Annotated in this window: 7 protein-coding genes; 3 read left to right on the top strand and 4 right to left on the bottom strand. The window is 34.4% G+C overall.

All coding sequences use genetic code 11. The annotated features are described in order from the left end of the window. Positions 1 to 131: 131 nt before the first annotated feature. Positions 132 to 2,897, bottom strand: a complete 2,766-nt coding sequence (locus tag FHL06_RS06990) for a cation-translocating P-type ATPase (protein ID WP_153385511.1) — start codon at positions 2,895 to 2,897, stop codon at positions 132 to 134. Between the two features lie 140 nt (positions 2,898 to 3,037). Further along, positions 3,038 to 3,463 carry a universal stress protein gene (locus FHL06_RS06985; RefSeq protein ID WP_153385510.1) on the bottom strand — a complete coding sequence of 142 codons (426 nt, stop codon included), beginning with the start codon at positions 3,461 to 3,463 and terminating at the stop codon, positions 3,038 to 3,040. Between the two features lie 138 nt (positions 3,464 to 3,601). Here FHL06_RS06985 and FHL06_RS06980 point away from each other — a divergent pair, with 138 nt between their 5' ends. From FHL06_RS06980 to FHL06_RS06970, 3 genes are all read left to right on the top strand, one after another. Further along, a complete protein-coding gene (locus FHL06_RS06980; protein ID WP_238333975.1) occupies positions 3,602 to 5,422 on the top strand; it encodes an FAD-dependent oxidoreductase in 1,821 nt (606 codons plus the stop codon). A gap of 252 nt (positions 5,423 to 5,674) precedes the next feature. After that, positions 5,675 to 6,439, top strand: coding sequence for an ABC transporter ATP-binding protein (locus FHL06_RS06975; RefSeq protein WP_153385508.1), 765 nt, complete (start codon positions 5,675 to 5,677; stop codon positions 6,437 to 6,439). Continuing rightward, positions 6,432 to 8,015, top strand: a complete 1,584-nt coding sequence (locus FHL06_RS06970) for an ABC transporter (RefSeq protein WP_153385507.1) — start codon at positions 6,432 to 6,434, stop codon at positions 8,013 to 8,015. Before FHL06_RS06975 ends, FHL06_RS06970 begins: the two co-directional genes overlap by 8 nt. Positions 8,016 to 8,146: 131 nt before the next feature. Here FHL06_RS06970 and FHL06_RS06965 read toward each other — a convergent pair whose 3' ends face one another. Next, positions 8,147 to 8,560 carry an Lrp/AsnC family transcriptional regulator gene (locus FHL06_RS06965; protein ID WP_153385506.1) on the bottom strand — a complete coding sequence of 138 codons (414 nt, stop codon included), beginning with the start codon at positions 8,558 to 8,560 and terminating at the stop codon, positions 8,147 to 8,149. A 310-nt stretch (positions 8,561 to 8,870) separates the two neighbouring features. Then, positions 8,871 to 10,595 (bottom strand): collagen-binding domain-containing protein, encoded by a 1,725-nt coding sequence (locus tag FHL06_RS06960; protein WP_153385505.1) that lies wholly within the window; start codon positions 10,593 to 10,595, stop codon positions 8,871 to 8,873. Between the last annotated feature and the right edge of the window lie 251 nt (positions 10,596 to 10,846).

The following is a 10,846-nucleotide window of genomic DNA, read 5'->3' as shown; positions in this document are numbered from 1 at the left end:
TATTAAGCGTATCAATCTTCAAATTTTTTGGCTCCGAGCAAGCTCGTCAGCCAAATAAAAAACAGCTAGACCAATTATGATCTAACTGCTTATGTAAACTGCCATCAACTTAATTTGACGAACAGCCATTATTAATTATTTTGATATCTAAATCTCAAAACTAATTTTCTCAATTCTTCAATTAAGAAGATTGGAATAGGGACAATAACTAGGAAAATCCAATCATTGATCTCTAATGGTGCGGTGTTGAAGACTGATTGCAATCCGGGTGTGTAAACTAAGATTGCTAATAGAATAACTTCAAAAACGATTCCAGTCCAGATTCGATGGTTACTGAAAATTCCTAATTTGAAGACAGAAGTGTATTTAGTACGGCAGTTCATTGCGGCAGCTATTTGACAGAAGATAATTGCCGCTAAAGTCATGGTCGTAGCACGACTATAGCCATTGCCAGTAGCTAATAAATTGATTTGTGGCCAGCCATTTTGCATGTTGACGAAGAAATAAGCCATTGTGGAAATTAGTGAGGCAATAACTCCATACCAAGCAAACGCCGTCAAAAGTAACCTTTTATTCAGAAGATGCGATTGATGAGACCGTGGCTTTTGTTGCATGATCCCAGGTTCTGGTTGTTCTGAGCCTAATCCTAAAGCAGGCAACATATCGGTTCCTAGGTCGACTACCAAAATTTGTAGAACAGTTAATGGCAGAGGAATTAATCCACGACTTAAGAGAAATAACGCTGATGGTACAGCTTCGGGAACGTTGGAATTGAAAATATACAAGAGGAACTTTTGAATGTTGCTATAAACGGTCCGACCTTCTTCAATTGCAGCAACAATCGAGGCAAAGTTGTCATCAGTTAAAATCATATCGGCCGCATCTTTAGCAACGTCGGTTCCGGTAACACCCATAGCGACTCCAATATTAGCTTTCTTCAAAGCAGGGGCATCGTTGACACCGTCACCAGTTGAGGCAACGCTTTGACCCATACTTTGCAAAGTAGAAACAATTTTATACTTTTGTTCAGGAGCAACTCGAGCAAATAAAATTTCACCCTTTAGAGCTTCTTTTAAATCTGCTTGACTCATATCGTCGAGTTCAGATCCCGTAACTACTCTAACTTTATCGCTTGTGATACCAATTTTAACGGCAATTGATTTAGCAGTGATTTCACTATCACCAGTAACCATAATAATTTTAATACTAGCATCGTGGCATTTTTTGACCGCGTCATAAATTTCAGGACGTGGAGGATCAGCCATGACCGTTAAACCGACAAAAGTTAAATCCTTTTCAGTATTGTCGATATTTAATTGGTCAACCTGTTTATCATCAGTCACAGGTATTTCTCGATAGGCGATGGCTAGAGAACGTAAGCCTTGAGTGGCGTATTCCTTATTTGCATCGTTGATATTTTTTTGATCAGCAACTGTTATTGTACGAACTTTTCCACAATCTTGAATGGTCGTACATTGCTTTAAGGTGTCACTCAATGAGCCTTTGACGCAAACTAATAATTGGTCGCTTTGGCGATGGATGGTAGTCATACGTTTACGTTCTGAATCAAAAGTCAATTCTTTTAAACGTGGAGCTTGTTTCAATTCATTGTCAGAATCAAAACCAGCTTTTTGAGCCAAAATAACTAAAGCGGCCTCAGTTGGTGTACCTAAAATTTTAGGTTTCTTAGGATTGTCAGTAGTTTCAACTGTTGTATCGTTATCAAAAGTTGAAACCATCAATAACTTCTTCAAATCAGCATCATCTTGAAAATTAATATTTTGATGATTTTTTTGAATTTTTCCATTATTAACGTAACCTTGACCGGAGACAGTGTATTCACCGGAAGCAAGCCAAATGTGATTGACTGTCATCTGGTTTTGCGTCAAAGTACCAGTTTTATCAGAACAAATAACCGTTGTTTCGCCAAGTGTTTCAACACTGTTCAAATCTTTAACTAGAGCGTGCTTCTTAGCCATCCTTTGAACACCCTGAGCTAATGACAAGGTGACAGTAGGCAATAATCCTTCAGGAATAAAGGCAACAATCATCCCTAAAGCAAAGATAAAGGACTTACCAATAGGATTGTGAACGAAGAAAATGGCCGCCAAAAAGAAAATAAAACCAACGGCAATCGCAATAATAGAAATCTGCTTTGTCAATCGGTTCAATTCAAGTTGCAAAGGACTAGCTTGCTTATCTTGTTTTTCCGTTAAAGAAGCGATTTTACCGAATTCAGTGTGCATTCCAGTAGCAATCGTCACGGCTTTACCATCACCAGCGCCAACGGTAGTTCCCGCATAAACTAGGTTAGATTCCGAGAATTTTCCTTCGCCAGCAAGGTATTTGACCGTTTTGGATTGTGGAACAGTTTCACCCGTCAGAGCTGACTGATCGACTTGAATCGAAGTAGCCTCAAGTAATCTAGCATCAGCTGGGACTGAATTTCCTGCTTGCAATTCGAAGACATCGCCGGGAACCATTTCAGTAGCATTTAATTGTTCGATTTTACCATTGCGAAAGACGCGAACATAGGTAGGTAGCATTGCCATCAAAGAATCAGTAGCTTTTTGAGCCTTATGTTCCTGCCAAAAACTAAAAATACCATTGATGATATTGACTAACCAAATGGCAATTCCTAATTCAACTGAACCAGTTAGGATAGCGATGAAACCACTGACCCAAAGAAGAACAGCCATCAAACTAATGAAATTTTTTAGAAATACTTTCACTTGTGATTTTTGTTTATTACGATGGATCATATTAGGACCATATTTAGTCTGTCGATTAGTGGCAGTTTCCTGATTTAATCCATTTTTTGTTGTTTTTAATTCTTTAAGTAGTTGAGCGATAGGCTCACTAGCAGAATTATTTTTTTGTGTTTGAATATTCCCCAATTTATTCACCAGCTTTTTGAAATGATGAAAATAACCTCACAAATTTTCATTCCATTTCTTAAATCAATTATAGTTCTGTTGATGAAATTGGAAGCATTTTTATTCCGTAATTTTTAGAAAAAATCATAAATAAAAATTTATTATTCGATAATTCGTACTTTGCAAGGAGCGTTTTGTTTAAAGAAATTTGCGTTAGAACCAATTTTCTTCCGGTTGATGAAATCTTTTCCAAAACGACCAACGACAAGTAAATCAATTTTCAAACCACGAACGAGATAGGTGGCAATAATTTTTTTAGGATCACCGATTCGTAAAAAAGTATCCCTAATAGGAAAGACTGTCATTAGAGATTTATTGTTCAAATCATCGCGTGCTTTGATGACTTCTGGATTGTCTGAATAATTTTCCATTTGTAAAATGCCATCATCTTCATTTAAGTAATAGTCTTCAACAACTCTAACAAGATAAAGGTTGGCTTTTTGAGTTTGGGCAAGTTTTAAAGCTTGGTTAAAGGCCCGATTAGAATTTTGCGAACCGTCGATTGCAACCAGAATGTTTTTTAACATGATATATTCCTTAAAAATTTATTTATTATTTAAATTATAGTTAATTTATTAATAGTATGAACAAAAATATCATTTTATAGACATTAGATATTTTGAAATCGTTAACATATAATTAATATTGTAACTAAAAAGGGGTGCATGTTGTTGAAAGATGGAAATTATAATGAAAAAGCTAATGGTGTTGAGAGACCACTAAATTTAGCAATTGATATTAAAAATAATAAAATCAAACAAGTAGATAACAAAAGTACTGATATTTCTGATTTGGAACAAGGTACCTTAGATAAAATGAGTCAACGGATTATTGATAATCAATCTGTCAACGTCGATACGGTATCAGGTGCGACTATTTCAAGCAAAGGGATTATTTCAGCTATCAAACAAGCCATAGCTGATGCTGGAGGAGATATTGACGATTTTTCTAATAAGGTTAGTCAAAATTTTTCTAAGGCAGACGACGATTATGATAGTTGGATTAGAGAACCTCAAAAAATTGAAAAGACGATTCAGACAGATTTAGTTATCGTTGGCAGCGGTATTTCAGGTTTATCAGCTGCCGTTCAAGCTGGACAAGATAAAATTAAGACACTTGTCTTAGAGAAGAATGGTTTTGTTGGTGGCAATGGTTCTGGCGTTAAAGGTATGATGAGTGCTGAAACTAAAATGCAAAAAAAGGCCGGCATAACTTTCAAAAAAGAAGAAGTAGTCAGAAATGAGCTAGAAACGATTCAATATCAAGCTGATGGGTCATTTTGGGTCGATTTAGTCAATCATACAGCCGATAATATTGATTGGTTGATTGATCAAGGCGTTCAATTCGACCGCGTGGACGACTACCATCACACTTGTCCGTTGCCGACATTTCACTGGTTCAAAGGTGGACGTGGAGCAATCGGCTATATTCCATTTATGAAGAAAAAAGCTGAAGAATTAGGCGTAAAAATTTCAACCAGTTCACCAGTTACCGGCTTAATTTTTAAAGATAAGACTGTCAAAGGTGTTTACGCTTCAATCGACGACCAAGTTGTCAAAATAAACGCTAAGGCCGTAATTTTTGCTTCCGGTGGTTTTGGTCAAAATAGAGCGTTAATCAAAAAAGAAGGCTGGAATACTGACAATATGCTATTTGTTGGTATGACCGGGTCAACAGGTGATGCCTACAAAATGGCTCTAGCTGCTGGAGCTAAAGATACCTTAGAAAATTCAGCACCATTGATTACGAATTTCGTGCAAGCTTTGCCTCTAGGAAATGGTCGTGATTTACTCGCTGGTGGTCCTGCTCTGTGGGTCAATCAAGATGGCGTTAGTTTCACTGATGAAAGTATTACTGATCGAAATGCTATTTTGCAGTCGCAACCATTCAAATCCATTAAAAACGGTTATTTAGTCTTTAGTCGAGAAATGTTTGCTAAATATGAAGATAACCTTCAGGATCTTTCTGAAGAAGAACAAAAGAGTATGAAAGGTATTGATGATATGAATCACCATGACAGTACCCAAGCACTTGCTATCCTTGATAAAGCAGTTAAAACTAATAAAGGAAATTCTTTATTTGAAGCAGATACTTTGGAAGAACTTGCTGGTAAATCTGGCTTGCCAAAAGATGAATTTACTAATGAGGTTAAAAAGTATAACGAATTTTGCCAAAATGGCGAGGATAAAGAATTTGGGAAAGCTAAAAAATATCTGGTACCAATCGAAAAGGGTCCGTATTATATAGCCAGACTTAATCAGTCACTGGCAATTTCAATTGGAGGTATCGGTGAAAATCGCCATTTTGAAGTAGTAGATGATAAGTGGAATAAGATTCCTGGTCTTTATGCAGCTGGAATTGATAGTGCCATGCAATATAAAAACATCTATACGATTAATTTAGGCGGTTCATGCTGTGCGCACTGTGTTAATTCAGGACGCTACTCAGTTAAAAACGCTAAAAAATATATCGAAAAATTAGCATAATAATTAATAAAGGCATCTAATCGTTGATTAGATGCCTTTTTTTGCGTATTTTAAATTAAAATATACTTTTTATTTTAGTTAGTTTTACCGCCAAAACAACAGGTTATGAATTAAGCAAATATTGCAAATTAAGTTAAGAAAATTTCCATAATGTAAAGGAAATCAAGCTACTAAGTAAGTATAATTTGATTTAACAAAAATAACTGCATGTAATTATTTCTTAAATAAAATCTTTAATTATGGAGTATAACAATGATTGAATTTAATAATTTAAGTAAAAATTATGGTGATAAAAAAGCTTTACAGAATTTGACTTTAAAAATTAAATCGGGGGAAATATTTGGTTTTCTTGGTCATAATGGAGCAGGCAAATCGACTACTTTAAATAGTTTGGTCAGTGTGATTGAACCTAGTTCTGGCTCGATTGTTTTTGATGGATTGAATTTAAGAGAACATCGTCAAGAAATCAAAGAAAGAATTGCCTATGTTCCTGATTCACCAGACATCTTTTTACAATTAACGGCCATGGAATACTGGGATTTATTAGTTGCTGCCTATAAACTATCTGATCAAGAAGTATCTATAAGACGTCAACAATTAATCCAATTATTTGGTATGGGTGAGCAAGTTAATGGACTAATGGGAAGTTTTTCTCACGGAATGCGTCAAAAAGCAGTGATTATTGGAGCTTTATTATCTGATCCCGATATATGGATTTTAGATGAGCCAATGCAAGGCTTGGATCCACAAGCGGCCTATGATTTAAAGCAGTTGATGAAAGAACATGCTAAAAAAGGCAAAACAGTTATTTTTTCGACCCACAATTTGGATACGGCACAACAACTTTGTGATGAATTAGCGATTCTCAAGAGTGGAAAGATGATTTATAACGGAACAGTAGAAGCTTTAAGAGCGAAGAATAATGATGAATCGTTGGAAGAAATTTATCTGAAAATGGCTGGACGTCAAAGTGATTGCCACCTAGTTGAAGATATCGAAGGTGAGTCCCATGGATAAGAGACAATTACAAGCTTTATTAAAAGTAGATTTACGTTTGCTTAATCCACAAATAACCGCTCGTTTGAGAAAAAAGGGAAGCGTTGGGGATAATCTAACTAAAAAGTTAGAACTTCAATTTCTAATAAATGGGGCGATTTTTCTATTTATTTTAGGAGTACCCATGCTTTCGTTGAATTTGAGCAAATTTCCGGGAACATTTAGTTTATATGTCAGTTTATCGATTTTATTGGCATTTTTACGAAGTATCTCAGGAATTTACAATATCTTTTTTGCCAGTAAAGATTTGATTAGCTATTTACCACTACCCTTTAGGGAACAGGAAATCTTTTTTAGTAAAATCATGATTATTGTTTTAGACCTTATCCCATTCACGCTTCCGATGTTATTGGCCTTTTTTTTAACAGCTTGGTATGCAGGGATGATAATACCAATAGCAATTTTATTGAGCGTTGGAGTATTTATTTTAATAATTGCAATTATATTAATGATTTGTTCGTTAGTTATTTTTGGCTTAACTAAAACGAAATTCTTTCAAAAGAATCCTAATGCTTTTATGAATAGCTTAATTGCCGCTAGTTTGATTATTGCTATGAGCGTCTTTTTCTTCATCAATAGTTCAAGCAATCCAGCAACTCAGGGATTCAATTTTGTCTTAACACCGATTTTTTTACCACTTTTTAAAATGTTTCTTAATCCTATTTCTATTGGAAGTACTTTAACTGGGCTTATTTTAATAGGAACATTATTTGTTTTAGGAATAGCTGTTAAATTACTGGTTTTACCAGGATTGAATGACCAATTGACCAAAGCAAATTCTGCTTTTTCAAAGAAATCAATTAAAAGAAAATCCATTCATCGTCGTGACTTAAATAAGATACTTGATTTTTATAACCGTCAATTATTGAAAGAACCTAATGTATTGCTCCAAGTATTTTCTAGTTCAATTTTGCCGCCGTTAATCTTTATCTTTACTTTTGCGATGATTAAAGGCCCAACGGACTTACCTGTGAAATGGTTGGGAGTGTTTTTTGTTGGTGGCTTATTGATGGGAATTTTAACTACGAATGAAACATCATTGGTTGGCAATTTAATATCTTTAGATCGAATGAATTTTAAATTTGTCAAATCGTTACCTATTTCAATGAACCGTTATTTATATCGTAAATTCTTATTGGGCTTTGTGGTTCAGTTATTGATCAATTTGATTATTATGGGAATAGTAGCTGTGGTAATGCAAATCGGTTTGATTATGTCAATATCTTTAGTTTTAGGCGTGACGCTGGGGACGTATTTCATGAGTCAATATTATTTCACCCGTGATTATCGCTTACGTTTAGCTAATTGGACCAACATTTCTGAACTCTTTAATCGAGGCGCTGGTAACATAGGATTGATATTGTCGATGATGGCAATTATTTTTCTTGGAGTAGTGGTTATTGCTTCGTATTCAATGGCTGTAATCTTTATTCCACAAATTTGGCTATTGAATCTAGGGGTATTTGTTTTAATCGGCATTGCTGCGATAATAATAATCCATCACTATCAATTAAAATTTTGGCATCAATTTGAATAAATAAAAAAGCTGATGATAAAATATCGTCAGCTTTATTTTGGTTTACTTTTGGAGAATATATTTGAATTGTTTCGATAATTTTGTTTTATTAAATAAAGCCTAAGTATCATTATTCAAATGGGGTAATTGTTTTAGATGAGTTCAGATATGACTTCTAAAACTTGATAATTGGCATAGGCATTTAACTCTTCTAAAAAATCATTTAGTTCAGAACTAGAATGAAAGGCAGCTTGAATCATATAATTCATTTGACCAGAAATTCGGAAATGATGGCGAATGAAATTTCTTTTTTTGTGGATGAACTTTAAATATTTTTCGTGGCTGTAATATTCCATCTGTGTTTGAATAAAAACTTGATGAGAATATCCCATTTTGGCAGTATCGACTTCAACCGTATATTTTTTTATAATGCCATCATTTTCTAAATTTTCGATTCTCGTTGCCACTGCAGGAGGAGTTAGGTGAACTAATTCCGCAATTTTATTTTTTTTGATGCGTGAATCTCTATTTAGCAATTTCAATATTTCTGAATCTGTTTTATCCAATTAGAAATGACCTCATACTTTCTTATACACAGTATTATAAATAAATAGAGAAAAATTTACTATGAAAGTAGTCGTTGTTTATGTTATAGATAATTCAAAAACTTTTAAAATGTACAACTTTTCCTATTACAAGTGAGTTTTCAGTTAAAGTGAAAAGATTTAGCATTATTCATACAGATTAAAATCTTTTGATTAGACTAATAACTACTCAAATAACATTGCTTTTTGAAAAACATCATCATTAAAAGACACGAATTCGATAAATTCGAATTCGTGTCTTTTTTAGTGATTAATAAGTGGTTTTATTAGATTAGTTGTTTTTCCTAATTTTTATTACTTTGATAATTGAGAATACTGCCAGTAATGCCAGTAATGCCAATCCTAAAATGGAAGCAATCAATCCACTTGTGCCACCAGTTGAAGGGAAGAGTCCTGAACTGTTTTTGGAAGTTGAACTTGGTGTAGCAACATCATTTTGAACAGTTTCTAATACGTTTGGCAAAGCTTTTCCAGTACTTAAAGAGCGGGTACTTTGTGTTTTGGGTGTTGTTTCCTGACCAAAACTACTTTCAGAGGAGCCGTTTGTAATTGGTAATTCTGAATTTGAATCTGTATTTGGTTTTTGATCAGTGTCAGGGTTAGAACTTGAGTCAGTATCTGTGTCTGGTTCAATGTCTTTTCCGTCTGGGTCTTCTGTTGATTCGTTTTCATCGGTATCTAAATCAGTATTTGAGTCAACATCTTCTTCATTCGAGTCGTCAGTTGAATTTTCTCCATCATCTGTATCTGGTTCATTACCTGAATCTGTACTTAAATCTTCATCAAAATCTTCTTCGTCACTTTCATCAATATCTGGTTTTGTTGGTTCTGGATTTTTGTCTTCATCAACAGCTTCATCATATGAAGAGTCATTTTGATAATCCCAACGGTGCGTTTCACCTTTAACATTAACCACTTCAGCAATGATATTTCCATCTAAGTTATGATTAACGGTAACTGTTGCACTAGTTGCAAGGACGCTACCTTGGAAAGGTGCATCAAAATTAATTGTTCCGCGATAAACGCCATCTGCTTGTGAACTGTCATAAAAGTTCCAAAGAATGTGATTGTCGTCAAAATATTCTGTTTCATGATTAGGACGGTTAGTTGGATCAGTACTGTTTCCATCAGTATAGAATAGTTGAATCTGTGATTTCATATCGTAACTAGATTTACCTTTCAAATCAACGTTGATAACGATATTTGTTCCACCAGCTTCTGATGAAAGTCCTTTGATTTTCAAAGGCGTACTTTTTTCAAGAACGCTGCTATCTAAATCAAAAGCAATTTTGTTTTCCTTATTAGGAGTGTAGTCATCTAATTCAATGACACGGTTATTGATGTCTTCAGCAAAATTTTTATCGTTTAATTTGTCATGAGCATCTCTTTGCGTGATAGCCTGTGATTTTTGAGCTAAAACGTTAAAGTATGAATCAAAGTCAATGTAGGTGTTGTTGCCTTGGTCTTGGAAAACTTCATCTTTAGTAAGGTGACTGATAGTTGATGTATTGACCATCAATTCTTCAGTATCAGATAGTAAAACGTCATTGTCTGTACCGAAAGTTACTTTATTAGTCCGATCGCCATTGCTAGAAACAAAAGAACTTGATTCCATTTTGGAAACATTTTGAATATAAGAAATATCTTTTTCAACTTTTCCCATATCATCTTTGATGTTGGTACCGAATCCAGCATCACCTGATAAATTAGCAACGGCTAGGTTACCATTTGTATGCGTCGAAAGGTTAGCTTCCTTAGCAAAAATATGGAAGTGAGCAGCATAACCTAATTCGTTATTGTCACTATTTTTAAAATCATCTGTCACGTTTCCACCTGATGAAGGTGTCCAATCGTTTTTTGTTTGGTTGATATCAGACGTTTCCTCAGTCGCAATATCAGCAGCGTACGCTTGGATACTAGGAGTGATACTTAGTAGAATTGTTGTGCTCAGGGTAATACATGATAGTCTAAAGAATTTGCCCCGGGTATTTAACATGATTTAATGAACCTCGTTTATAAGTTTTTTGTGATTATTATTATTATAAAATTCTATGCCTATGTCAATAACATTTGATGAAAAAATATTAACTGTAATTGCTTTCAACCATTTGTAATCGATTACATTTGGTGAAGCCAAGCGTCTCTAGTGCTTGGGGCAGTAGGAGAAATTTCAAAATCAAAATAATAATCAAAAAAATAAAAAATATTTTCAATAAACTACTGATTTTAATTAATAAATATATAAAA

Origin of the sequence: Companilactobacillus halodurans, from assembly GCF_009600985.1 — a bacterium.
In the GTDB taxonomy this organism is placed as follows: Bacteria; Bacillota; Bacilli; order Lactobacillales; family Lactobacillaceae; genus Companilactobacillus; species Companilactobacillus halodurans.
The sequence above is the reverse complement of the archived record's forward strand: the minus strand, read 5'-3'. Positions and strand labels throughout refer to the sequence as shown.

Coding starts and splice junctions, on each gene's coding strand:
- FHL06_RS06985 (WP_153385510.1), bottom strand. CDS start 3,463: ATGTTAAAAAACATTCTGGTTGCAATCGACGGTTCGCAAAATTCTAAT.
- FHL06_RS06980 (WP_238333975.1), top strand. CDS start 3,602: ATGTTGTTGAAAGATGGAAATTATAATGAAAAAGCTAATGGTGTTGAG.
- FHL06_RS06975 (WP_153385508.1), top strand. CDS start 5,675: ATGATTGAATTTAATAATTTAAGTAAAAATTATGGTGATAAAAAAGCT.
- FHL06_RS06970 (WP_153385507.1), top strand. CDS start 6,432: ATGGATAAGAGACAATTACAAGCTTTATTAAAAGTAGATTTACGTTTG.
- FHL06_RS06960 (WP_153385505.1), bottom strand. CDS start 10,595: ATGTTAAATACCCGGGGCAAATTCTTTAGACTATCATGTATTACCCTG.